The 23417-nt window shown below is 68.8% G+C and carries 25 protein-coding genes and 1 tRNA gene; 16 read left to right on the forward strand and 10 right to left on the reverse strand.

Annotated elements, in window-relative coordinates; genetic code table 11:
- The first annotated feature begins 206 nt into the window (after positions 1-206).
- The 7 genes from GGR46_RS21565 to hemW all read left to right on the forward strand — a co-directional run bounded on the left by GGR46_RS21565 (position 207) and on the right by hemW (position 6005).
- A complete protein-coding gene (locus tag GGR46_RS21565) occupies positions 207-989 on the forward strand; it encodes an enoyl-CoA hydratase-related protein (protein ID WP_184000151.1) in 783 nt (260 codons plus the stop codon).
- Positions 990-1120: 131 nt separating this feature from the next.
- Positions 1121-1528 carry a hypothetical protein gene (locus tag GGR46_RS21570; RefSeq protein WP_184000152.1) on the forward strand — a complete coding sequence of 136 codons (408 nt, stop codon included), beginning with the start codon at positions 1121-1123 and terminating at the stop codon, positions 1526-1528.
- Between the two features lie 93 nt (positions 1529-1621).
- Positions 1622-3817, forward strand: a complete 2196-nt coding sequence (locus GGR46_RS21575; protein ID WP_184000153.1) for a TonB-dependent receptor — start codon at positions 1622-1624, stop codon at positions 3815-3817.
- A 78-nt stretch (positions 3818-3895) separates the two neighbouring features.
- Positions 3896-4303: a MerC domain-containing protein gene (locus tag GGR46_RS21580; protein ID WP_246426299.1), complete on the forward strand. Its 408-nt coding sequence runs from the start codon at positions 3896-3898 to the stop codon at positions 4301-4303.
- Positions 4257-4769 carry a Fur family transcriptional regulator gene (locus GGR46_RS21585; protein ID WP_184000154.1) on the forward strand — a complete coding sequence of 171 codons (513 nt, stop codon included), beginning with the start codon at positions 4257-4259 and terminating at the stop codon, positions 4767-4769. Before GGR46_RS21580 ends, GGR46_RS21585 begins: the two co-directional genes overlap by 47 nt.
- A gap of 17 nt (positions 4770-4786) precedes the next feature.
- Positions 4787-4860 (forward strand) — tRNA-Gly (locus tag GGR46_RS21590).
- 14 nt (positions 4861-4874) lie between these two features.
- The gene (hemW, locus tag GGR46_RS21595) at positions 4875-6005 is read left to right on the forward strand and encodes a radical SAM family heme chaperone HemW (RefSeq protein ID WP_184000155.1); all 1131 of its coding nucleotides are present in this window, start codon (positions 4875-4877) and stop codon (positions 6003-6005) included.
- Positions 6006-6261: 256 nt separating this feature from the next.
- Here the strand turns inward: hemW and GGR46_RS21600 are convergent, their stop codons facing one another.
- Complete coding sequence (locus GGR46_RS21600; protein WP_184000156.1) at positions 6262-7458, reverse strand: penicillin-binding protein activator; 1197 nt, start codon at positions 7456-7458, stop codon at positions 6262-6264.
- Between the two features lie 12 nt (positions 7459-7470).
- Here GGR46_RS21600 and rsmI point away from each other — a divergent pair, with 12 nt between their 5' ends.
- The gene (gene rsmI, locus GGR46_RS21605; RefSeq protein ID WP_184000157.1) at positions 7471-8304 is read left to right on the forward strand and encodes a 16S rRNA (cytidine(1402)-2'-O)-methyltransferase; all 834 of its coding nucleotides are present in this window, start codon (positions 7471-7473) and stop codon (positions 8302-8304) included.
- 113 nt (positions 8305-8417) lie between these two features.
- Here rsmI and GGR46_RS21610 read toward each other — a convergent pair whose 3' ends face one another.
- Positions 8418-8987: an alpha/beta hydrolase family protein gene (locus GGR46_RS21610; protein WP_184000158.1), complete on the reverse strand. Its 570-nt coding sequence runs from the start codon at positions 8985-8987 to the stop codon at positions 8418-8420.
- On the opposite strand from GGR46_RS21610, the gene GGR46_RS21615 reads away from it, so the two are divergent.
- The 3 genes from GGR46_RS21615 (at position 8986) to GGR46_RS21625 (ending at position 11116) form a co-directional block, all read left to right on the forward strand.
- The gene (locus GGR46_RS21615) at positions 8986-9366 is read left to right on the forward strand and encodes a YraN family protein (RefSeq protein WP_184000159.1); all 381 of its coding nucleotides are present in this window, start codon (positions 8986-8988) and stop codon (positions 9364-9366) included. The two genes, GGR46_RS21610 and GGR46_RS21615, sit on opposite strands and share 2 nt — an antisense overlap.
- Before the next feature lie 45 nt (positions 9367-9411).
- A complete protein-coding gene (gene gshB / locus GGR46_RS21620) occupies positions 9412-10368 on the forward strand; it encodes a glutathione synthase (RefSeq protein ID WP_184000160.1) in 957 nt (318 codons plus the stop codon).
- Between the two features lie 163 nt (positions 10369-10531).
- A complete protein-coding gene (locus GGR46_RS21625; protein ID WP_184000161.1) occupies positions 10532-11116 on the forward strand; it encodes a DedA family protein in 585 nt (194 codons plus the stop codon).
- Here the strand turns inward: GGR46_RS21625 and GGR46_RS21630 are convergent.
- From GGR46_RS21630 to GGR46_RS21645, 4 genes are all read right to left on the reverse strand, one after another.
- A complete protein-coding gene (locus tag GGR46_RS21630) occupies positions 11094-11573 on the reverse strand; it encodes a GAF domain-containing protein (protein WP_184000162.1) in 480 nt (159 codons plus the stop codon). The genes GGR46_RS21625 and GGR46_RS21630 overlap by 23 nt on opposite strands.
- A 44-nt stretch (positions 11574-11617) precedes the next feature.
- Positions 11618-12511 carry a tyrosine recombinase XerC gene (locus tag GGR46_RS21635; protein ID WP_184000163.1) on the reverse strand — a complete coding sequence of 298 codons (894 nt, stop codon included), beginning with the start codon at positions 12509-12511 and terminating at the stop codon, positions 11618-11620.
- 167 nt (positions 12512-12678) lie between these two features.
- Positions 12679-13335 (reverse strand): fructose-6-phosphate aldolase, encoded by a 657-nt coding sequence (fsa, locus tag GGR46_RS21640; RefSeq protein ID WP_184000164.1) that lies wholly within the window; start codon positions 13333-13335, stop codon positions 12679-12681.
- 12 nt (positions 13336-13347) lie between these two features.
- Entirely contained in the window at positions 13348-13743 is a 396-nt protein-coding gene (locus GGR46_RS21645) for a hypothetical protein (RefSeq protein WP_246426300.1), read from the reverse strand.
- A 95-nt stretch (positions 13744-13838) separates the two neighbouring features.
- Between GGR46_RS21645 and GGR46_RS21650 the strand changes: the two genes are divergently transcribed.
- Positions 13839-14492: a DUF2490 domain-containing protein gene (locus GGR46_RS21650; RefSeq protein WP_184000165.1), complete on the forward strand. Its 654-nt coding sequence runs from the start codon at positions 13839-13841 to the stop codon at positions 14490-14492.
- A gap of 7 nt (positions 14493-14499) precedes the next feature.
- Here the strand turns inward: GGR46_RS21650 and GGR46_RS21655 are convergent, their stop codons facing one another.
- The gene (locus GGR46_RS21655; protein ID WP_184000166.1) at positions 14500-14958 is read right to left on the reverse strand and encodes a hypothetical protein; all 459 of its coding nucleotides are present in this window, start codon (positions 14956-14958) and stop codon (positions 14500-14502) included.
- A gap of 98 nt (positions 14959-15056) precedes the next feature.
- Between GGR46_RS21655 and GGR46_RS21660 the strand changes: the two genes are divergently transcribed.
- From GGR46_RS21660 to GGR46_RS21670, 3 genes are all read left to right on the forward strand, one after another.
- The gene (locus GGR46_RS21660) at positions 15057-17225 is read left to right on the forward strand and encodes a primosomal protein N' (protein WP_184000167.1); all 2169 of its coding nucleotides are present in this window, start codon (positions 15057-15059) and stop codon (positions 17223-17225) included.
- 72 nt (positions 17226-17297) lie between these two features.
- Complete coding sequence (locus GGR46_RS21665) at positions 17298-18821, forward strand: hypothetical protein (RefSeq protein WP_184000168.1); 1524 nt, start codon at positions 17298-17300, stop codon at positions 18819-18821.
- 74 nt (positions 18822-18895) lie between these two features.
- Positions 18896-20428, forward strand: coding sequence for a S1C family serine protease (locus tag GGR46_RS21670; protein ID WP_184000169.1), 1533 nt, complete (start codon positions 18896-18898; stop codon positions 20426-20428).
- Between the two features lie 27 nt (positions 20429-20455).
- Here the strand turns inward: GGR46_RS21670 and GGR46_RS21675 are convergent, their stop codons facing one another.
- The 3 genes from GGR46_RS21675 to GGR46_RS21685 form a co-directional block, all read right to left on the reverse strand.
- On the reverse strand, positions 20456-20923 hold the full coding sequence (locus GGR46_RS21675; protein ID WP_184000170.1) for a DUF1203 domain-containing protein: 468 nt from the start codon (positions 20921-20923) through the stop codon (positions 20456-20458).
- Positions 20920-21957, reverse strand: a complete 1038-nt coding sequence (ada, locus tag GGR46_RS21680) for a bifunctional DNA-binding transcriptional regulator/O6-methylguanine-DNA methyltransferase Ada (RefSeq protein ID WP_184000171.1) — start codon at positions 21955-21957, stop codon at positions 20920-20922. The genes GGR46_RS21675 and ada overlap by 4 nt, the downstream gene beginning before the upstream one ends.
- Before the next feature lie 69 nt (positions 21958-22026).
- Positions 22027-22467: a PilZ domain-containing protein gene (locus GGR46_RS21685; RefSeq protein WP_184000172.1), complete on the reverse strand. Its 441-nt coding sequence runs from the start codon at positions 22465-22467 to the stop codon at positions 22027-22029.
- Positions 22468-22610: 143 nt separating this feature from the next.
- On the opposite strand from GGR46_RS21685, the gene GGR46_RS21690 reads away from it, so the two are divergent.
- Positions 22611-23126 carry a hypothetical protein gene (locus GGR46_RS21690; protein ID WP_184000173.1) on the forward strand — a complete coding sequence of 172 codons (516 nt, stop codon included), beginning with the start codon at positions 22611-22613 and terminating at the stop codon, positions 23124-23126.
- Positions 23127-23417 lie beyond the last annotated feature (291 nt).

Consider the following 23417-nt stretch of genomic DNA (forward strand, 5'->3'; position numbering starts at 1 on the left):
CGGTCCCCCTCCCCCTCCGGGGGAGGATTGATTGTGCGCCCGAAATCACAGGCGATTCGGCGGAAAAGCCCTGGGGCCCGGTTTTCGCCGGGAAACAGCCTGCCGGAGCAACCTCGGCAGGCGCGCATGCCCTAGGGTAATTCCGCCCACCCTTTTCCCCCTCCCCGCACCCCGCTATCAGTTGCGAAGCGAAACGGGAGTGGAAGATGGCCTACGAGACGATCCTGACCGAGCGGGCCGGCGACGTGCTGGTGATCACGCTCAATCGGCCCGATCGCCTCAATGCCGCGCCGCCGGCGATGTTCGACGAGATCCGCGACGCGCTCGCAAACCTGGACGGCGCCCGCGCGGTGCTGTTCCAGGGAGCGGGCCGGGCCTTCTGCTCGGGTGCCGACGTGGCGAGCGGCGCGCTTGCCTCGGCCGATCCGGGCAACGCCACGCATGCCGCGCTGACCGATCACTACAACCCGACGATCCTCGCGGTGACCCGGCTCGGCGTGCCCGTAGTGAGTGCGGTGCGCGGTGCCGCGGCCGGCATCGGCTGCAGCCTGGCGCTGGCCGCCGATTTCTGCGTGGCGAGCGACACCGGTTATTTCCTCCAGGCCTTCGTCAATATCGGCCTGGTCCCCGATGGCGGCGCGACCTGGCTGCTGCCCCGCCTGGTCGGCCGCGCCCGCGCCGCGGAGATGATGATGCTCGGCGAGAAGCTGACCGCGGTGAAGGCGCGCGACTGGGGGCTGGTCCACAGCGTCGTCTCGGACGAGCAGCTCGAGCACGAGGCGCTGGCGCTCGCCACCCGCCTTGCCGCCGGCCCCACCCAGGCGCTGGGCATGATCCGCCGCGGCATCGGCCAGGCACTCGAGCTGTCGCTGGAGGAGACGCTGGCGATGGAGGCCAACCACCAGCGCAGCGCGCGCGGCACCGCCGATTCGATGGAAGGCGGCCTGGCCTTCCTCCAGAAGCGCAAGCCGAGCTTCACCGGCAAATAAGACCTGCGCCGCCGCAATTCCCGGTCATCCGCGCTTGATTGACGTTACAATGTAACATATCAGTGCCCCGGCGAACGAAAGGGTGTTTCCTGGTGTTGGGTAACGGACAGCGCGAAAGCGGAGGGTGGCGATTGTGCCGCCGGCCGGCGCGCGCGGTTGCCCCGGCCGTAGCGGAGCCCCGGCTCGCCGCGCGTTGGCACGCCCTGCTGCTCGCGCTGCTGCTTTCCTTCTGCTGGCAGAGCCTGGTCGTCCAGACCCACCAGCATCTCGATCCCGTCCGCCTCGCCGGGCTGACGGCGGCCGCAGCCGAGAACCTCAAGACGCCGGGCAAGCAGGACCCCGGCGACATTCCGGCCAACTGCCCGATCTGCCGCGAGATCGCGAGCGCCGGAGCCTATCTGCTGCCGACGCCGGTTGCACTCATCGCGCCGGTCGCGACCAGCTTCCACTTCACCCCGGCATCGCTCGACGCGCTGACCCTGCTGCCACCCGCCCGCGGTTGGCAGAGCCGCGCACCCCCGCTCCGCTTCCAGGCCTGAGGACTCCGCTCGCGAAGAGAGGCGCGTATTCGCGCGCCCATGCGCCGTGGAGTCCCTGATCCCCAAAGACCAAGGTTCCTGGAGCAAGTTTTCATGCGTCATCTGTTTCTGCTGAGCGCCGCCACGATCGCGCTCGCCCTCCCCGCCGCCGCCCGTGCCGCCGGCCCCGACACCGCCACCCCGGCCGACACCGCCAAGGCCGCCCCTGCCGATGCGCCAGCCGACGCGCCCGGCGACGGGCAGAGCACCACCGGCAATCACGGCGACGAGATCGTCGTCACCGGCCTGCTCAACCAAAGCGAGAAGGACGTGCTGTCCGGCACCTCGATCGTCTCCGGCGAGGAGCTGACCCGCGACCTGCGCCCGAGCATCGGCGAGACGCTGGCGCGCCAGCCGGGCGTCTCCGCCACTTCCTTCGGCCCCACCGCCTCGCGCCCGATCCTGCGCGGCTTCCAGGGCGAGCGCGTCCGCGTGCTGACCGACGGCATCGGCTCGATCGACGTGTCGAACACCTCGGTCGACCATGCCGTGGTGATCAACCCGCTGCTCGCCGAGCGCGTCGAGGTGCTGCGCGGCCCGGCCTCGCTGCTCTACGGCTCCTCGGCGATCGGCGGCGTGGTCAATGTGATCGACACGCGCATCCCGCGAACCGTGCCCGAGAATGGCTATAGGTTCGATGCGATCGGCAGCTATGGCTCGGCGGCGAAGGAGCGTTCGGTCGGCGGTGCCGGCGATGTCGCGGTCACCGACAAGCTCGTGCTCCATGCCGATGGCTCGTACCTCAAGAGCGACGACCTGCATGTCGGCGGCTATGTGCTGACCCCCGGGGCCCGTGCACAGGCGCTGGCCGCGGCCGCGGGCCCGACCACACCCGACGATCCCGACTTCGCTGCGACCGCCGCACTGAAGAACACCCTGCCCAACAGCTTCGCCAAGACCTGGACGGCAGGCGTCGGCGCATCGATCATCACCGACACCGGCAGCCTGGGCATCTCGTACAGCCACTATGACAGCTTCTACGGCGTGCCGATCCGCTATGCCCTCGCCTCGGGCGAGGAGCAGGAGGCGCCGCGGCTGAGCCTGGTCCAGAACCGCTTCGACCTGCGCGGCGAAGTCGATACCGGCGGCGGCTTCCTCAAGCAGATCCGCCTGCGCGCCGGCTATGCCAATTACCGCCACTTCGAGCTGGAGGAAGACGGTTCGGTCGGCACCGCCTTCTACAACAAGGGCATCGAGGGCCGGCTCGAGCTGGTCCAGGCCAATCGCGGCGGCTGGAGCGGCGCATCGGGCGTGCAGTTCTTCAACCGCGACTTCAACGTGGTCGGCGACGAGGCCTTCCTGCCCAAGAATTCGACCCAGCAGATCGGCTTCTTCACGCTGCAGCAGTTCGATTTCGGCGCGCTGCGCGCCGAGGGCGGGCTGCGCTACGAGATGACCGACCAGCAGGCCAACCCGATCGACGGCGACCTGCGCTTCTTCGCGGGCAAGCGCGATTTCAATGCGCTGTCGGGCTCGGCGGGCCTTTCCTATGCGCTGGGCGAGGGCGTGCGGATCGGCGTGAACCTGTCGCGCACCGAACGCGCCCCATCGGCCGAGGAGCTGTTCGCGCGCGGCGGCCATGCCGGCACGCAGAGCTGGGAGCTGGGCAGCCCCGACTTCCGGCTGGAGAAGTCCTGGGGCCTGGAAGGCTCGCTGCACGTCCATCACGACGGCTTCAGCCTCGACGCCTCGGCCTATTACAACTGGTTCTCCAACTACATCTCCGAGAACCAGGTCGATCCGGCGATCTGCCAGGCCGCCGCGGCACCGAGCGGGCGCGATGTCGACCTGCCCTGCTTCCAGTTCCAGCAGGCGGCGGCGCGCTATTACGGGTTCGAGGCCGATGCCTCGGTCCGTGTCGCCAAGATCGGCGGCACCTCGATCAACGTCGATGCGCTGGGCGACTATGTCCATGCCAACATCGTCGACGAGGGCCCAGTGCCCCGCATCCCGCCGATGCGCGTGCTGGGCGGGATCGAGGCGCAGTCGGACCAGGTGACCGGCCGCATCGAGGCCGAGCACGTGTTCGAGCAGGACCGGATCGCCGCGTTCGAGACGCCGACCAGCGACTATACCCTGGTCAATGCCTCGATCGCCTTCCGGCCGATCCCGGGCAACCAGAAGATCTCGCTGCTGCTCAGTGCCAACAACATCTTCGATGTCGATGCACGGCGCCATTCGAGCTTCCTGAAGGACTTCGCCCCGCTGGCGGGCCGCGACCTGCGCGCGACGGTGCGCGTCGGCTTCTAAGCCGGGGAAGCGGGAGCGGCGGCGCCGGGGAACCGCGCCGCCGCGTCCCCGCGATTGCGAGACTATTGGAGTAAAGACATGCGCTGCGGACAACCGGCGGCCGAGCCTTCCGCGATCGACTGGGTCGAGCGGATGGCGGTCGGCGCCTCGGTCCTGTGCCTCATCCATTGCGCCGGCCTGCCGCTGCTGCTGGCGGCGCTGCCCGCCTTGTCGCGGCTGGTCGCGCTGCCCGAGACGCTGCACCTGTGGATCCTGGTGCTGGCGGTGCCCAGTTCGGGACTGGCGCTACTGGTCGGGACCTGGCGGCATCGGCTGTGGCAGCCGCTCCTTGCCGGCGCCATCGGCCTTGCCCTGCTGGCGGCGGGGGCGCTGGCCTTTGCCGAGACGCCGCAGGAAGTGCCGCTGACCATCGCCGGCAGCCTGTTCCTGGTATTCGGCCATGTCCGCAACTGGCGGCTGCGGCACCGCCACCACCGCCATGGCTGAGACGCGGCGCCCCGCCGGGCAGCTGAACGAGGCGATCCTTCGCCTGTTGCAGGATGCCGGGCGGCCGCTCAGGGTGGTCGAGATCCGCGCGCGGCTCGAACGGGCCGGCGAGGCGGCGGCGCCGAGCCTGATCTTCCGGGCCATCCGCCAGCTCGCCGAACGCGGAGCGATCCACAAGATCGAGATCGCCCGCGGCTATGTCGCCGGCGATGCCGCGCGGCGGATCGCGCTGCTCTGCCGCGCCTGTGGCGAAGTGACGCTGATCGAGTGCCCCGAGGCGTTCGATGCGCTCGACGCGCTGGCCGAGCGGCATGGCCTCGCGACGCCGAAGCACATGGCGGAAGCGACGGGCATCTGCGCGCGATGCCGGGAGCAGGTTGACCATCGCCCCAAGGTCGTGGCAGTGGGCGATCGCATCGTTGCTCCACGGCTTGCCGAGCAGGCCGGCAGCGACGCAGGAAACTGACGAACAATCAGGCTCTTGCGGGTATAGCACAATGGTAGTGCAGCAGCCTTCCAAGCTGAATACACGGGTTCGATTCCCGTTACCCGCTCCACCTGCTCCAGGCATATGACCACCGAAACCGCCCCTCTCGCACTCTATGTGCACTGGCCGTTCTGCGTGTCGAAATGCCCCTATTGCGACTTCAACAGCCATGTCCGCGAGAGCGTCGACCAGGCCGCCTGGCGCACCGCGATGCTCGCCGACCTGGCGCATGAGGCGGCCGAGCTGCCGGGGCGCAGGCTCGGCTCGATCTTCTTCGGCGGCGGCACGCCCTCGCTGATGCCGCCCGAGACGGTCGCCGCAGTGATCGAGGCGGCGGAGAAGCATTGGGGCTTCGAGCCGGGCGTGGAGATCACGCTGGAGGCCAACCCCTCCTCGGTGGAAGCGGCGCGCTTCGCCGATATCGCCTCGGCCGGGGTGAACCGGGTGTCGCTGGGGCTGCAGGCACTGGACGACGACGCGCTGCGCTTCCTCGGCCGGGCGCACGGGGTGGACGAAGGGCTGGCAGCGCTGGACACCGCGCAAAGGGCGTTCGATCGTGTCAGCTTCGACCTGATCTATGCCCGGCCCGACCAGACCCTTCCCGACTGGGAGGCGGAGCTCACCCGCGCGCTTTCCTTCGGCACCGAGCATCTCTCGCTCTACCAGCTGACCATCGAGCCGGGCACGCGCTTCGCCACTTTGTTCGAGAAGGGCGAGCTCAAGGCCTATGATCCCGATCAGGCCGCCGACCTGTTCGAGACGACGCGGGCGATGACCGCCGCTGCCGGGCTGCCGGCCTATGAAGTCTCCAACCATGCCCGGCCAGGCGCCGAGAGCCGGCACAACCTGACCTATTGGCGCTACAGCGACTATGCCGGCATCGGTCCCGGTGCGCATGGCCGGCGCGGCGGCATGGCGACGGTGCGTCACAAGAAACCCGAGAACTGGCTGGGCGCGCTGGGGCGCAACGGCCATGGCATGGAGCGCGAGGACCCGCTCCACCCGCATGACCGCGGCGTCGAGGCGCTGGTGATGGGGCTGCGGCTGGCCGAAGGCGTCGACCTGGCCCGCATCCCCGACGCGCCGCTCGACCACAAGGCGCTGGCGGTGATGGAAAGGCAAGGCCTGGTGGTCCGGGCCGGCACCCGGCTGGTCGTCACCGATGCCGGCATGCCGGTGCTCGAGGCGATCCTGCGCGAGGTGGTGCTGGCCTAGCCCCGGTCGCCCCCGATTCGGGGCCGGCGCGGGCGCGGAAGTTTACGAAGCATACGCTACGCTGCCCCGGTTTCCCCCTTCCCGGCATGGGCCGCCGGCAGGCGCGATCGGTGCGGGAAGGGAAGCTGGCTTGCATCCACCAGCATGGAGCAGGCGAAATCCTACATTGCAACTCTAGTCGTCATCCCGGCTTTCGCCGGGATGACGGTTATCGGCCAGGGCGACGGATTGGAGGCGCCGGGATGACGCTTCCGTCCTAGTTCCCGAAGCCCGTGGGCGCCGGGGAGATCGTCACCGTCGTGCCCGCCTTGACCTCCTGCACTTCCAGCGCGCGTTCGGCGATGCCGTCGCGGCCGAAGCGGAAGGCACCGTCGAGGCCGCCAAAGCCGTCCGGAGCCGTCAGGCGGCGTTCGGGGAAGATGTCGCCCGGGCGCCATTCGCGGGCGATGCGCACGGTGAGCAGCACCGCGTCATAGCCGAGCGTCGAGAGGCGGTACGGCGCCGCGCCGAAGCGGGTGCGGTACTTGGTGGCATAGGTGCGATAGTAATTGTCGGGCACGCTGGCGAACCAGGCCCCGCTCAGCACCGCATTGGCGCCGATCGCCGAATCGGTGTTCCACAGCTCGGTGCCGAGGATGCGCGAGGTCTTGCCGCCGACCGACTTGCGGATGATCGGCGCCGCGGCGACGCCGCTCGCGCCCGAGCCGGCGATGAGGATCGCCTGATAGGGCGTGCGCGAAAGCTTGGTGATCGCGCTGGTCATCGAGCCGGGGCGACCGTCATAGCTTTCCATCGCCAGCACCTTGCCGCCCTGCCCTTCGACGGCGCGCAGGAAGCTGGTCGAGGCGCGCTCGCCATAGACGCCCGAGGTCATCAGGCCGACGAAGTTGGTGACGCCCTGGGCACGGGCATAATCGACCACGCGCTCGATCGACTGGGCCGGCGAATAGCCGAGCAGATAGGTGCCGTTGCCGGCGACCGCGGTGTCGTTCGAGAAGCTGAGCACCGGCACGCGCGCGGCGCGGGCGATCGGCGCGACCTCGCGCGCTTCCTCGGCGAGAAGCGGGCCGAGGATCAGCTTGTTGCCGTCGGCGATCGCCTGGCGCGCCGCGTTGGCGGCACCGCCGGCGGTGTCATAGGTGGTGATGCGCAGCACGTCCGACCGGGTATCGAGGATCGCGAGCTGCGTCGCATTGGCCAGCGACTTGCCGACGCCGGCGTTCGTGCCGGTCATCGGCACGAGCAGGGCCACGCGGTGCCGCTCGACATCCTGGGGCAGGCCCGGGGTGATCGGGCGCGTCGAGGGACGCTCGCGCGGCACCTCCACCGTCGGCGCGGGGCGCGATTCGGGCACCACGCGCGGCCCGCTGGCGCAGGCGGCTAGGAGCGCGGCGAGCCCTAAAGCGGCCCAGCGGAGGATGCCCCGTTGCGGATTCACGGTCGCGTCTGCCATTTACTCTCCCCGATGGACTCTGCTCTTACGCCCGGCCTCTATATCGTCGCCACCCCGATCGGCAATCTCGGTGACCTGTCACCGCGCGCCAGCCAGATACTCCTGAACGCCGATCTGGTTGCGGTTGAGGACAGCCGTGTGACAGCCGGGCTGTTTCGCCACCTCGGCCAGAAGGGGAAGATGCTCCCCTATCACGACCATAATGCCGATGCGGTGCGCCCCGGCCTGGTCGCGCGGATGGCGACCGAGGCGATCGCCCTGGTCTCCGATGCGGGCACGCCCTTGATCTCCGATCCCGGCTTCAAGCTGGTGCGCGACGCGCGCGAGGCGGGCCATACGGTGACGACGATCCCTGGCCCCTGCGCGGCGATCGCGGCGCTGACGCTGGCCGGCCTGCCGACCGACCGCTTCCTGTTCCTGGGCTTCCTGCCGAGCAAGCAACAGGCTAGGGCCGAATCGATCGCCGAGATCGCCAGCGTGCGCGCCACCCTGGTGCTGTACGAATCGGGGCCGCGGCTCTCGGCCTGCCTGGCCGCGCTGGCCGAGGGGCTGGGCGACCGCGAGGCGGCGGTGGCGCGCGAGATCAGCAAGAAGTTCGAGGAATGCGTGACCGGTTCGCTCACCCAGCTCGCCGAACGCTATGCCGAGGCGCCGCCCAAGGGCGAGATCGTCGTGGTGGTGGCCCCGCCGGGCGCCCCTGCCCCGGCCAGTGCCGACGATGCCGATGCCGCGCTCGCCGAGGCACTGACCCGGCTGCCGGCGAGCAAGGCGGCGGGCGAAGTGGCGAAGAAACTGGGGCTCGATCGCAAGGCGCTCTATGCGCGGGCGATGGAGATGAAGGGGTGATTGCCCCGACGCGCCCTTAACCCGTCATCCCGGCCAAAGCCGGGATCTCGTGCGGCTCTTTTCCCCGCGCCTTCGCCTGAGATCCCGGCTTTCGCCGGGATGACGAGCCTGGCCTAGGCGTATTCCTGCTCGAGCAGGCGCATCTCGTCTGCACCGGTCAATTCGGCCAGGCGCTTGAGATAGGTTTCCGCGAGCTGGCGGCGACGGAGCGCGGCGGCTTCCGTCATGGCGCGCCTGGCAGCTGCAAGTTCCTGAGCGGCGCGACGCCGATAATAGCGTTCGTTCGATTCCATTGGATGCAGACCCCCCGGAAGCGCCGATGAACCCGGTTCGGTGCGACTCGGTCTGGAGATGGTAACCAAAGTTATCCACAGGTGCGAGTCGTGAGAGCAAGACGACCAACGGATCGCCGCGCTGCGGCAACGCATGGCCGCGAAGACGGCCACAGGACGGTATGATGACCCTGCCGCAAGCACCGGAAAACCTGCGATTCGCGGCTTTCCGCCCGAGGCGGGAAAGCTGGCCGGATGATGCACCGCGACAGCCGGATTCCGGCATCCGGAGCGGGAACCCCAGCGAGCCTCGACGGACAGGATGGAACGGGGTCGTAATGAAAGAAACGGCGACCGGAATTGCCCGCGACGTTCTTGCAATGCGCCCGCGCCGGCGCGGTCGAACAGCATGAACCGGCCCCGCCCCCGCAAGACGCTCGAGCAGCGGCGCAAGGCCGAGATCGAGGGCAGGCGCGGGGAGCGAATCGCCGGCTGGTGGCTGCGGCTGAAGGGATGGAGCATCCTTGACCGGCGCGTCCGCACCCCTGCGGGCGAAGTCGATCTGGTCGCGCGCAAGGGCAATCTGGTGGCGTTCGTCGAGGTCAAGACCCGCGCCACCGCCGCCGCGCTCGACTTCGCGATCGACGAGCGCCGCCTGTCCCGCGTCGCGGCGGCGGCCGAGTATCTGATGCAGCGCTATGCCGGACCGAACGACGATATCCGGGTCGACGTAATCCTCATTGCCCCCCGCACCCTGCCTCGCCATATCGAGAACGCCTGGATGGGGTGACTTATTCGAATAAGTCACCTACAGCGTTTTCTCGAAGGAGGCCGAATGTCGCTCATTGTCGCCGTGCAGATGGACCCGCTCGATGCGATCAACATCGCCGGAGACTCGACCTTCGCGCTGATGCTGTCGGCGCAGGCGCGCGGGCACAAGCTGTTCCACTATGCCGCCGAGGACCTGAACTATTCGGCCGGCCGGGTATGGGCCAAGGCGCATCCGGTGACGGTGCAGCGCGTCGCCGGGGATCACTTCCAGTTCGGCGAGCCGGTGCAGCTCGATCTCGGCGAGGAAGCCGATGTCGTGCTGATGCGCCAGGATCCGCCCTTCGACCTGGGCTACATCACCGCGACGCACCTGCTCGAGCGGATCGCCGACCGCACCCTGGTGGTCAATGATCCGGCCAGCGTGCGCAACGCGCCCGAGAAGATCTTCGTCCTCGACTATCCGCAGTTCATGCCGCCGACGCTGGTCACGCGCAGTCTGGACGAGGCGCGCGCCTTCCTGGCGGTGCACGGCGAGATCGTCGTCAAGCCGCTGCACGGCAATGGCGGCAAGGCGATCTTCAAGGTGGGCAGCGACGGCGCCAACCTCTCCGCGCTGATCGAAGTGTTCAACATGACCTGGCGCGAGCCGCACATGGTGCAGGCCTTCCTCCCCTCGGTGGCGGCGGGCGACAAGCGCATCGTGCTGGTCGACGGCGACGTGGCCGGCGCGATCAACCGCATCCCGGGCGAGGGCGAGATCCGATCGAACCTGGCGGTGGGCGGAAGTGCCGCCAAGACCGAGCTGACGCCGCGCGAGCAGGAAATCTGCGACGTGCTCGGGCCCGAGCTGAAGAAGCGCGGGCTGCTGTTCGTCGGCATCGACGTGATCGGCGGCGAGTGGCTGACCGAGATCAACGTCACTTCCCCCACCGGCATCGTCGCGATCGACCGGTTCAACGGCACCGATACCGGCGCGGTGATCTGGCAGGCGATCGAGCGCCGCGTCGCCGAGCGGGGCTAGGGTGAAATCTCGCCCGTGCGTGTTCCCCGGCGAAGGCCGGGTCCGGCATCGGCGAACCAGGTGAGGCGCAGGTGCCTCTCCAACGACATTGCAACCGGGCCCCGGCCTTCGCCGGGGAACCGACAGGGGAAAGCCGCGTAAGCAAATGATCGGTGCAGCGTAGATGTGGGACGCGGTTTCCTGGGGCTATTGGGGCATTTTCTGGCTGATGGTGCTGGAGAATGTGATCCCGCCGATCCCTTCCGAAGCGATCATGAGCGTGGGCGGCATCGCCGTCGCGCGCGGGCAGATGGACTTCACCCTTCTGGTGCTGGTCGGCACCGCGGGCACGGTGGTGGGCAATCTCTTCTGGTGGGAGATCGGCCGGCGGCTCGGCTATCAGCGCCTCAAGCCGATGATCGACCGCTGGGGCCGCTGGCTGACGCTCGACTGGCACGAGATCGAGAAGCTCAAGGCCTATTTCGATCGCTGGGGCGGGCCGACCGTGCTGATCTTCCGCTTCATGCCGGTGGGACGCACGATCATCTCGATCCCGGCCGGGCTGATGCACATGCCCTTCTGGCGCTTCGTCGGCTATACCGCCGTGGGCAGCCTGATCTGGAACATCATCCTGGTCGGCGTGGGCTATGCGCTGGGCGCCACGATCGAGGACATCGAGCATTGGGTGGCGCCGATGGTGTTCGCGATCATCGGATCGGTGGTCGTGATCTACCTGTGGCGGGTGCTCACCTGGAAGCCTCGAGGCTGAGCCGGTCGAGCTCGTCGGCGATGATCTGCGCATAGGCCTCCATCTGCGGCACCAGCGCCGCCAGGCCGGTACGCGACACCGGATCGATCGCGCAGAGCGTGCCGAAGAAGCTGCCGTCGCCGCGGATGATCGGCCAGGAGATATAGCTTTTGAGGCCGTAGAGCACCGGCGTGTGGTGCGTGCGCCAGGCGGGGTCCGCATCGACGTCGTTGATGAAGACACCGCGCCCGCTGTCGCGGATCTCGTCGCAGATCGTCGTCTTGATAGCCAGCTCCTCGCCGGCGTCGAGCCCGAACTCGATCCTGTCGAGCACCTGGCAGGCGATCCAGCGATCCGCGGTGACGCGCGCCACCGCGGCAAAGCCCATGCCGGTCAGTTCGCACAGCTCGGCGAGGATCGACTCGACTTCCGGGATGCGCTGGACGGCGGCGACATCGGCGAGATAGGGATCGTTCATTACGCCAGCCTAACAGATGACGAAGGCGCTGTACCTGATGGAGATCAGGCGCGGGGGTGGGCGTTGCGGTACACGTCGAGCAGATGCGCGGCATCGACTGCGGTATAGACCTGGGTCGAGCTGAGGCTGGCATGGCCGAGCAGCTCCTGCAGCGCGCGCAGATCGGCACCGCGGCCGAGCAGGTGGGTGGCGAAGCTGTGGCGCAGCGCGTGCGGGGTGGTCCGATCGGACAGGCCGAGCGCGGTGCGCGCGGCGCGGACCGACTTGCGGATCACGCCGGGGGGCATCGGCCCGCCCTTGGCACCGCGGAACAGGGGCGCGTCGCGCGAGACGCCGTACGGGCATTGCTTCGCATAGGCCTCGATCGCCTCGCGCACCTGGGGGAGCAGGGGCACGATCCGCGTCTTGTCACGCTTGCCGGTGACGCGCATCGCCTCGCCGAGCGGGAGGACGGCGCCGGTGAGCGCGACCGCCTCGCCGATGCGCAGGCCGGCGCCGTAGAGGAGGAGCAGCACCGCCCAGTCGCGCGCGCCGATCCAGGGCTCCCGGGCGTCCTCGGATACGGTCTCGGCGAGCGCCACCGCTTCGTGCGGGGCGATCGGGCGGGGTATGCCCTTCTTGACCCGCGGGCCCTTGAGGCGCGGTAGCTCGGCCTCGTCGCCGGCGGTGAATTTGAGGAAGCCGCGGACCGCGGAAAGCTCGCGCGCGGCGGAGGCGTTGGTCAGGCCCTGGCCGCGGCGATGGGCGAGATAGGCGCGCAGGTCGGTCGCGGTGGTTTTCGCGAGTCCCTCACGGGTGACCGCGCCGCCCCAATGATTCTGCAGGAACGCGACCAGCCGCTCGGCGGTGGCGCCATATGCCCGCACCGTGTGCGCCGAGCGCCGCCGGTCGCGGGCGAGGTGCTGTGCGTAGAGTAGCGGGAGGGCGGGGTCGGGCATGGGGGGATTGTAGCACAATTCCTCCCCCAGCTTGCTGGGGGAGGGGGACCGCCGAAGGCGGTGGAGGGGCGGCGGACGCAGTCCGCCGGGTTCCCCGGCGGCCCCTCCACCATTCGCTACGCGAATGGTCCCCCTCCCCGAGACAAGCTCGGGGAGGAATTAAGGGTTCAGCCGATCTTCTGCCCGGTCTTGGCCCAGTCGGCCATGAACGAGGCGATGCCGGCGTCGGTCAGCGGGTGCTTGACCAGCTGGCGGATCACCGCCGGCGGAGCGGTCATCACGTCGGCGCCGATCTTGGCGGCCTCAAGCACGTGGATCGGGTTGCGCACCGAGGCGACCAGGATCTCGGTCTCGAAGGCGTAGTTGTCGTAGATCGTGCGGATGTCGGCGATCAGGTCCATGCCCGGATAGCCGATATCGTCGTGACGGCCGACGAAGGGCGAGATGAAGGTCGCGCCGGCCTTGGCAGCCAGCAGCGCCTGGTTCGCCGAGAAGCACAGGGTCACGTTGACCATCGTGCCGTCGCTGGTCAGCGCCTTGCACGCCTTGAGGCCCTCGATGGTCAGCGGCACCTTGACCGCGACATTGTCGGCGACCTTACGGACGATCTCCGCCTCGCGCATCATGCCCTCGAAATCGAGCGCGACGACTTCGGCCGAGACCGGCAGGCCCGGCACGATCTCGCAGATCTCCTTGACGACTTCGAGGAAGTCGCGGCCGGCCTTGTGGATCAGCGAGGGATTGGTGGTGACGCCATCGAGCAGGCCGGTATCGGCCAGGTCGCGGATGTCGGCGGTGTCGGCGGTGTCGGCGAAGAACTTCATCTCAAATCCTTGTCAGTCGTGCGTGAGCATGAGCTTTGCGCGACCGCCCTTAAGCCGATTCACCGTGACGCGATAGGTGCCGGGACGCATCCGGTAATAGAGGATCTTGCGGATCGTCGAGCAGCGCGGGCCGCGGCTTTCCGACGCCATGCGCAGCGCGCGCTTGCCGCTGCCCGCAAAGGCATCGATCCAGCCGTCCTGGTCGATCGCGATGCCCACCCTGCCCGGCTTGCGGATGGTGACCCGCGTCTCGACGGTACCGCCCCGCGCCGGCAGCGTCACCGCATGGCCGGTATCGAGCCCGCGCCCGTCCCGCGTCCAGCCGGCGAGCGGCCTGGGAAGCCGGGTATCCAGCGCGGTGCAGCGGCCCTGCGCCGCCATGCCGATCGCCAAAGCCGTGAGAATCATCGCCGCTCCCCTTCCGAACACATCAATGTTCCATCAATGTTCTCATTCCGACAAGTAAAGCTTGCACCGAAATGAAGACGATGCGTTTAGGCCGGATGCGCGCGTTTCTCGCTTTGCCCCTGTTGTGCCTCGCCGCGCCGGCGCTCGCCCAGCAGACCGACGACCAGCTCTGGCTCCAGGCGAGCAGCGTGATGCGCCTCGGCGCGCATGAAGAGGCGACGGTGGAGAGCATCGCCCGATTCGGCGACCGTGCGAAGGGCCTGGCCCATACCGAGATCGGCGGGCTGTTCGCCCGGAAGATCGGCAAGGTCGAAGTCGCCATCGGCTATCGGCACGTCGAGGACTTCGTCGGCGACCGCACGCTGCCCAATGAGGAGCGTATCCGCCAGCACGTGATCGTGCCGCTGGGCGCGGGCTTCGCCACCCGGGTGCGGCTGGAGCAGCGCTTCAACAGCTCGGGGCCGGAGATCGGCCACCGGGTCCGCGGGCAGCTGCGCTTCAACACGGACCTGATCCCGGGAAAGCTCGGCCTGTTCGCGACGCACGAGACCTTCCTCAACCTCAACACCACCGGCTGGGGCCAGCGCGGCGGGATCGAGCGGGTGCGCGCCAATATCGGGCTGGGCGTGCCGATCGGGCGCCAGCTGCGCGGCGAGATCGGCTATCTCAACCAGTATCGCTTCGGCCGAGGCGGCGCACGCGACCAGATGGATCACGCAATGACGATCGGGCTGACGCTGCGGCCCTGACGCAGGCCTATTCGCCCGCGACGAGCATCGCCTTCACCTTCGCGCCCGGCAGGCCCGAGACGTAAAGCCGATAGAGGCCGGGCGTGAGCTGGAAGCGGACGATCTTGCGGATCGTCGAGCATTCCGGGCCATGGCCGTGCTTGACCGAAGTGAGCGCCGCACCGCCCTCCGCACCGGGCAGCACGTCGATCCAGCCGCCCTGATCGAGCGCGATGCCGTAGACGCCCGCGGTCTCGATCCGGAAGCCGATCGTCGCCGCCCTGCCCGGCTTGCTGCCGGCAGGCAGGCCCTTGAGCGCGGCGGCGTTGATCGTGTCGAGTTCCACCGCCTTGCCGGGCGTGAAAGCATCACCGGGCTTCACCCAACCGAGCAGGCCGGTCGGCAGGCTGGCATCGGTTGCCTTGCAGGCCGTAGTCTGCGCGGCGGGCGCGGTCTGGACGAGCAGCAGGGCGGCGGCGAACAGCATGAGATTCTCCCGACAATCTTTTGGCGAAGGAGCAGAATGGATTGCGGGACGATACGGGGATTCCGTTTCGCGCGCAAAACCCCATATGAGGACGTCCCATGTCCCGCGCCCGCATTCTCGTCCTGCATCCCGCGCTCGGCCCCCTCGACTATCGCGTGCCCGCCGGCATGCAGGTCGCGCCGGGGTCGATCGTCGTCGTGCCGATCGGGCCGCGCCAATATGCCGGGGTGGTCTGGGAGCCCGAGCGGCTGCCGACCGAGGAGATCGGCGACAACCGGCTGCGCAACATCCTGGCAGTGGCCGACGCGCCGCCGATCCCGGCATCGGTGCGCCGGCTCGTCGAATGGACGGCGGACTATTATCTGAGCCCGCCCTCGGCGGTGCTGGCGATGGCGCTGCGCACCTCCGCCGCGTTCGAGAGCGCACCGACGATCACCGAATATCGCGCGACCGGCCAGGTGCCCGACCGGCTGACCCCGCAGCGCGCGCAGGCGCTGGAACGGATCGGCGAGCGCCAGGGGCTGGTGAAGGAGCTGGCGCTGGTCGCCGACGTCTCCGACGCGGTGATCCGCGGGCTGGTGAAGGTCGGCGCGATCGAGCCGGTGGTGGTCGACACCGACTCGCCCTATCCGCTGCCCGACCCCAATTTCGCCCCGCCGCACCTGAACCCCGAACAGGCCGATGCCGCATCGATCCTGCGCCAGGCAGTGGGCGCCGAAGCCTTCCAGCCCTTCCTGCTCGACGGCGTGACCGGATCGGGCAAGACCGAAGTCTATTTCGAAGCGGTCGCCGCGTCCATCGCCGCTGGCAAGCAGACGCTCGTCCTGTTGCCCGAGATCGCCCTGACCGAGCCGTTCCTCACGCGCTTCGAGAAGCGCTTCGGCTGCGATCCGGTCGCCTGGCATTCGGGCCTGCGCACCTCGCAGCGGCGCCGCGCCTGGCGGGCGATCGCCAGCGGCGAGGCGCTGGTGACGGTGGGCGCGCGCTCGGCGCTGTTCCTGCCCTATCCGAAGCTGGGGCTGATCGTCGTCGACGAAGCGCACGAGACCAGCTTCAAGCAGGAAGACGGCGTCCATTACCACGCCCGCGACGTGGCGGTGATGCGCGGGCGGTTCGAGGAATGCCCGGTGCTGCTCGCCTCGGCCACGCCGGCGATCGAGACGCGCCACCAGGTCGAGCTCGGCCGCTATGAGGAGCTCAAGCTGCCCGGCCGCTACGGCGCGGCGGAGATGCCCGAGATCATTCCGGTCGACATGCTCCAGGCGCCGCCCGAGCGTGGCCGCTGGCTGGCGCCGCCGCTGGTCAAGGCGATCGACGAGACGCTGGCGCGGGGAGAACAGTCACTGCTGTTCCTCAACCGGCGCGGCTATGCGCCGCTGACGCTCTGCCGGCATTGCGGCCACCGCTTCCAATGCCCGAACTGCACCGCGTGGATGGTCGAGCACCGGCTGCTCAAGCGCCTGTCCTGCCATCATTGCGGGCACACCATCCCGGCGCCGAGCCTGTGCCCCGAGTGCAAGAGCGAGGACACGCTGGTCGCCTGCGGGCCGGGCGTGGAGCGGATCGCCGACGAAGTGGCGGCGCTGTGGCCCGAGGCGCGCACCGCGATCGTCACCTCCGACACGCTATGGTCGCCGGCCAAGGCGGCCGAGTTCGTCAGCCGCATGGAGCATGGCGCGATCGACATCGTCGTCGGCACCCAGCTGGTGACCAAGGGCTATCACTTCCCCAACCTCACCCTGGTCGGCGTGGTCGATGCCGATCTCGGGCTGGACGGCGGCGACCTGCGCGCGTCCGAACGCACCTTCCAGCAGATCATGCAGGTGTCGGGCCGTGCCGGGCGCGGCGAGAAGCCGGGGACCGTCTATATTCAGACCCATGCCCCCGACGCGCCGGTGATGCAGGCGCTGGTATCGGGCGATGCCGAGAGCTTCTACGCCGCCGAGACCGAGGCGCGCCGCGATGCCGATGCCCCGCCCTTCGGCCGCTATGCCGCGATCATCGTCTCGAGCGAGGACCGCGCCGCCGCCGAGGAGACCGCACGGATGATCGGCCGCACCGCGCCCGAGATCGGCGAGGACATGCACGTCTATGGCCCCGCCCCAGCCCCGCTGGCGATGCTGCGCGGGCGGCACCGGTATCGCCTCCTCGTCCATGCGCGCAGGAGCTTCGACGTGCAGCAGGTGCTGCGCGACTGGCTGGGCGGGCTCAGCTGGAGCCAGAAGGTGCGCGTGGCAGTGGACGTGGACCCGTACAGCTTCGTCTGATCCGGTCCAAATTGCCGCTTGTGCAGAGAATGCGCTGCGATAGCATCGCACTGGGAAACAGGGGGATTCCAGATGTTGCGCAAGCTGCTTGCCGCCGCGCTGCTCACCTTGCCGGCGGCCGCGCATGCCGACTGGTACGAAGCCAGCACCGGCCATTTCACCGTCTACTCCGAGCAGAAGCCCGAGAGGCTGAAGGAATTCGCCACCAAGCTCGAACGGTTCGACAAGATGGTTCGCGCGCTGCGCGGCGCCAAGGACGAGCCGATCGACCGCGCCAACCGGCTCAACGTCTACATGGTCGACAACAAGAGCGTCGTCGCGAAGCTGGCCGGGGAGAAATGGGCCGCAGGTTTCTACCGCCCGCGCGCCGGCGGCTCGCTGGCCATCGTGCCGAGCAGTTCGGACGACGGGGACGCGAGCGACCTCAATGCGCAGCAGATCCTGCTCCACGAATATGCACACTATATGATGTGGAGCCTGAGTCCGAGCGCGGTCTATCCGTCCTGGTACATCGAGGGCTTCGCCGAGACCTATGCGACCACGCGCTACGACAAGGACGGCTCGATGGTGCTGGGCGAGCCGCCGCAATATCGCGGATACAGCCTGCTCAGCGGCAACTGGCTGCCCGCCGACAAGCTGCTGACCGCCGACACGCTCAAGCTCAGCGACGAGCAACGGGAGGGGCTGTACGGGCGCGGCTGGCTGCTCAACCACTATCTCCAGTTCAGCGGCCAGCGCAAAGGCCAGCTCGTCGCCTATCTGAGCGCGATCAACAACGGCAAGTCGCTCGCCGAGGCCGCCAAGGTGTTCGGCGACCTGAAGGCGCTGGACCGTGAGCTGGAGCGCTACAAGACCGGCCGCTTCAGCGGATTGCGGGTGAAGGCCGAGGCCACGGTGGCGGGCGAAGTCACCATCCGCAAGCTCACGCCCGGCGAAGCGGCGACGATGGACGTCCGCATCCGATCGAAGAACGGCGTGAACGAGAAGACCGCCCCCGCCGTCTATGCCGAAGCGAAAAAGGCCGCAGCACCCTATCCCAACGATGTCGGCGCCCAGCTCGTGCTGGCCGAGGCCGCCTATGACGCCAAGGATTATGCGGTGGCCGAAGCCGCCGCCGACCGCGCCGTCGCGGCGGATGCCAAGGCGGTGGACGGCTATGTCTACAAGGCGATGTGCCGCATGGCCCTGGCCCACAAGGCGAAGGACTACGGCAAGGAGAGCTGGACCGCGATCCGCAAGATCATCGCCGCCGGCAACCGCATCGCCCCGCAGGACCCTGAACCGCTGATCCTCTATTATCGCAGCTTCACCGAACAAGGCGTGCCTGCGCCGGCCATCGCCAAGGACGGGCTGTTCGACGCCTTCTACTACGCGCCGCAGGACAACGGCCTGCGCCTCAACACCGCGGCGATGCTGCTGCTCGACCGGGACGCGGTGCGGGCGCGGGCGCTGCTCGCCCCGCTCGCCTATCAGCCGCACAATGGCGGCATGGCCAAGTTCGCGGCGATGCTGATCGCCAAGATCGACGCCAACGACATCGACGGCGCGGCGGCTGCGCTGGGCGAGCGGGACAAGGGCTCCGACGACAGCGACTGACGCGCTCGCCACCGCTTGAACCGCGGGGGCTTTTGCCCGAAAGCTGCCGGCCAAATGGAGGTTCGGGGTCGATGATGCGTCGGTTGCTCATGGTCGTGGCGCTGCTCTTTGCCTGGGCGGCTCCCGCGCATGCCGACGACATATCCGCGTCCGCGCGCGGTGTGGTGCGCATCGTCACCATCGCGGTGGTCGATGACGAGGTGGTCGGCTTCGGCCACGGCAGCGGCTTCGCGGTGGCACCCAACCGGGTGGTCACCAACGCGCATGTCGTCGAGCTGGCCTCGCGCTATCCCGACAATGTCGTGATCGGCGTCGTCCCGTCGGAAGGCGACAAGTCGTACCAGGGCAAGGTGATCAAGATCGACCAGGCGCGCGATCTGGCGCTGATCGAGTTCACCGGCGTGCGCCTGCCGCCGCTCACCCTGTTCGGCGGCAAGATCTCCGACGGCGATGCGCTGGTCGCGCTCGGCTATCCCGGCAATGTCGACGTGGCCACCGCGCGCTCGGCGGCGGACTTCATCAAGCCGCAATCGCCGGTGCGCTCGCAGGGCGGGTTCGCCGGACTGCGCCAGCTGAGCGGCGTGAGCGTGCTGCTCCACACCGCCAGCATCGCGCGCGGCAATTCGGGCGGACCGCTGCTCGATCGCTGCGGCCGGGTGCTCGGCGTCAACTCGGCGATCACCCATAATGACGAGGGCGATTCGACCTTCGCCTTCGCCATTGCCGACAGCGAGCTGACGGCGTTCCTCGCCGAGGCGAAGCAGCCGGTCTCGACCATCGACCTGCCCTGCACCTCGGTCGAGGAGCAGATGGCGCAGGAGCGCAGTGCCGACGAAAAGGCGCGGCTGGCGGCCGACGAGGTCTCGCGCGCCGATGCCGCCAAGGCCGCGGCCGAGCGCGACGACGCCATCGCCCAGGCGCGCAACCGCGCCGAGACCACGCGCGAGAACTACATGGCGGGCGCCGCGGTGCTGCTGGTGCTCGGCGCGCTGGCGGTGGGCGGTGCCGGGCTGCTGCTTTCCCGCGAGCGCAAGCGCGAGGCGATCTGGGTCGCGGCGGGCGGCGGCGTGCTGATGCTGGGCGCGGTGGCGCTGTTCCTCAGCCGGCCGGGCTTCAACGAGAATGCGGTGCTGCCGGTGCCCAAGGCGGCGGCGAGCGGCGCGGCGCAGGCGACCGCACAGGGCAAGCTGGTCTGCACGCTGGTGCCCGAGCGCAGCCGGGTGATCGTCTCCGCGACGGACAAGGTCGATCTCGATATCGGCGCGGACGGCTGCATCAACAGCCGCACCCAATATGCCGAATCGGGCACCCACTGGCAGCGGATCCTGGTCCCCGACCAGGAAGCCAATGTCTCGGTGCTCGACTTCGATCCCGCCACCGGCACCTATACCAACACCCGCTACCTGCTCTCGTCCGAGCAGATGAAGCAGGCGCGGGCGCTGCGGAAGGGCGTGCCGCTCAAGGAATGCTCGTCCGACCAGGCCAAGCGCGCCGAGCTGGCGACCCAGCAGCAGAACATCCGCACGGCGCTGCCGGCGGTGTACAACGAGAAGCTGGTGTACAAATGTGCGGGGGCCGGGCCCGACGAGACGCCTGCGGCGAAGTGAATTCCCTCTCCCGCAAGCGGTAGAGGGTTAGAAGCGATCGACCCGGGCCGCGAAGCACCCGCGCTTCGCATTGTGCACATGGAGATAGGCCACCGCCGGATCCGCGAACATCCGCACGATCAGCGGCGCGAGGTCGCGGCCTTCGATGACCTCCGCATCGGTCATCATGCCCGCTTCGTCGAACGCGCGGACCGAGAGCAGGCGGATCGCCAGCGGCGCGGGCACGGCATTCTCGAAGCGCGCCGGCACTTCGGCGCCTTCGCGCACGAAGATCGCATGGGCGCTGCGATAGGGCGTGGCGACGGGCAGGTGCTCGTGATTGACCAGCAGCACGGTCTCGCCCGGCTCGACATCGACCAGCTCGACCCGGCACGGCGCATCGGGCTTCTTCTCGACGGTGAAGCGCACCACCTGCTCGGCGGCGAGCGCCGCGTCCGACAGGCCATAGAGATGCCGGAACGGCGCGGGGTCGATGCCCTGGATGACATAGCTCATCGCTCGCCACCCTCGCGCTTGAGCAGCGCCTGCTTGCGATCGACGCCGTACGCATAGCCGCCCATGCTGCCGTCCGAGCGGAGCACGCGGTGGCAGGGGATGATCACCGGCACATGATTGGCACCGCAGGCGGTGCCCGTTGCGCGCACCGCGCCGGGGCTGCCCACCGCAGCGGCGAGTTGGGCATAGCTGCGCGTCTCGCCCGGCGGGATCGCCCGCAGCGCCTGCCACACCGCTTCCTGGAAGGCGGTGCCCTGCACGTCGAGCGGCAGGTCGGTGTCGCGTCCGGGGCTCTCGACCTCGGCGACGACGCGCGCGGCCAGCGCCGATAGCGCCGCACCGCCCTGGACGATCTCCGCCGCCGGGAAGCGCTGGGCCAGGCCGAGCGCGTTCTCGTCGAACGCGACGCGGCAAAGCCCCTTGTCGGTCGCCGCGATCAGCAGCGGGCCAAGGCTGGTCTCGGCGATCGTCCAGCGGATCGTCACCCCGGCCCCGCCGCGCTTCCACACGCTGGGGCTCATCCCGAGCCGGGCATTGGCGGTCTCGTAGAAGCGGCTCGGCGCCGAATAGCCGGCCTCGTAGATCGCCTCGGTGACGCTGCCCTCGCCCAGCGCCTCCGCCGCGCGCTTCGCCTTGAGGCTGCGGGCATAGGCGGCCGGCGTCACCCCGGTGGCGCGCTTGAACAGCCGGTGGAAATGATGCGGGGCATAGCCGACGGCAGCGGCGACTTCGTCGAGCGAGATCGATTCCTCGGCCGCCTCGATCAGCGCCACCGCCCTGGCCACCGCGATCCGATCGCGGCCGACCTCGTCGGGCTTGCAGCGCAGGCAGGCGCGATATCCGGCGGCGCGGGCACCCTCGGCATCGTCGAAGAACTCGACATGCTCGCGCTTCGGCCGCCGCGCCGGGCAGGTCGGCTTGCAATAGATGCGGGTGGTGGTCACCGCGACGATCAACCGCCCGTCAAAGGCGCGGTCGCGCGCTTCGAAGGCGGCCCAGGCCGCGTCTTCGGGAAGGGAAAGCTGCTGGGTCATGCCCCGGATATAGGCGCCTGCGCGGCACCCCACATCCCGGCGATTGCGCTCAAAGCGAACGCGGGGACCTCAGTCCTCGCGCGTCGGGCGACGCATCAGCCGGCGGAGCGGTGGCATGGTCGGCTTCCCGCCCGGCTTGGCCGTGCCGAAACGCGCGGCGAGCGCGGCCGAGAGATCGGCGAGGATGTGCTCCTGCCCGCGAAAGGCATGGGCGATCTCTTCCTCGGTCAGCGCCTTCATGAAGGCACAGCCATAGGTCGAGCCCGAGCGGCGCACCACCTTGGCGGCGCGGGAGCCCGCGCCCGACAGGCCGAGCGAGACCAGCGTGCCGACCGGCAGGTCGATCTCCGAGGAGAAGCGGAAGCCGGTACGCGAGAAGTCCTCGACCCGCACGTCGAGCGGCGCGCCGTCGGGCACGCGCAGGGTCGACGGCGAATCCGCATCGAAACGGATCGCGCCGCGGCGGTCGATATCTCCGAGGATCTCAAGCTTGGCGACGATCAATTTCAAGGCTCCGTTACAGGCGCGGAAACCTTAGCCGCGGATGCGTTAACGAGTGATTTGCGAATGACCGACAACCGGCACTAATTTCGTATGCGCAACGGGGTGGGGTGGTTTAGCCTTTGCGCATGAGACGAAGTGCGCTGATCGCCGTGCTGCTGCCGATCGCCGTTGCGGCGATTGCCGGTCCAATGGCCGCGGTTCTGAGCGTCGATAGAAATGCCGCGCGCATTCCCGGCCTCCAGTCGCTCGCGAACGCCTCCTGCGCCTGTGCACGCCGCGCATCGGATGCGAAGGGCGAGAATGCATGCTGGCGCCATTTCGAGCGGCTGACCCATGCCGATCACAGAAAGCCGACCGGTGGCTCCGCCTGCTATCCGCTTTCCGAGACGATCATCTGGGTGGATGACGACGACGATCACTCCATCACCCTCAAATATGGCGTGGTGGGAGGCAGGGGCCTCTACCTCTGCTCCAAGGAAGAAGCCGTTGCCGGCGAAGCGATCTGGTATCGCGAGGATACGCAGGGAAGCACGCAAGCAGAATTGAACCAGTCCCTGCGCCGGGCCGATGCCGCCCTGATCCGCTTCGCCGAAGCGCTAAAGCGCGGCGAACCTCTCGAAAAACTCAAGCCCGCCATGGGCTGCGTGACGGGATATCCGCGATGATTCGGGTCACGCTGATCCTGATCGCCATCGAGCGGAAACTGTGCCGGGCTGGCCGAGCATCGGCGCTGCTACCGATCCGGCGCCTGCGTCACGCTCGAATATCGGGCCCTGTCGGGCAAGAGCTCCTTCTGCGGCGCGCATGAGGCGGTCATGGCCCGAGCGCTTTTCGCCGAAAAGGGCGCCGGGATACTCGCACCGCTCGCCGACCATTTCAGCGCGGGAAATGCGGGAGGCGGGGCCAGCCCCGAAATGGCGGCGGGATCCGCCGCACCCGGCTGCCCGGTGCAGCCA

Origin of the sequence: Sphingomonas kyeonggiensis (assembly GCF_014196745.1) — a bacterium.
Lineage (GTDB): Bacteria > Pseudomonadota > Alphaproteobacteria > Sphingomonadales > Sphingomonadaceae > Sphingomonas > Sphingomonas kyeonggiensis.